The organism is Polaribacter sp. BAL334 (assembly GCF_015767435.1).
In the GTDB taxonomy this organism is placed as follows: domain Bacteria; phylum Bacteroidota; class Bacteroidia; order Flavobacteriales; family Flavobacteriaceae; genus Polaribacter.
The window spans coordinates 1-319 of sequence record NZ_JADWOV010000218.1; the positions used below are offsets into that span (position 1 = coordinate 1).

1 protein-coding gene is annotated in these 319 nt (G+C 36.4%); it reads right to left on the reverse strand.

Going from position 1 to position 319, the window contains the following annotated elements:
* Positions 1 to 319 (reverse strand): DUF5916 domain-containing protein (locus tag IU405_RS01955; protein WP_231749458.1); only part of this gene is annotated, 319 nt, incomplete at both ends.

Consider the following 319-nt stretch of genomic DNA (forward strand, 5'->3'; position numbering starts at 1 on the left):
AATTGATATTTCCTTCTGATTCTAAACGCACTCTATTTAGATTTCCTTGAAAATCATATTCTGATGATTGGTTGAGACTTACACTGGCATTTCTATAGTTTTTTGTGGGAACTTGCCACAAATATCTCACATTCGCAAACTGAATCATTTCATCAGTTCTTCTTAAAAAACCAACATCATTCAACTCTAATTCTGGCGAACGCCAAATAAATCCGCCATTATAACGCCAATTTCCACCACCATTTTTTCCTGCTTCAATTCTTCCTCCAGTTCCTGTTAATGAAGTTCTTGTTGGGTCAACAGAAACGTGAGTAGCATC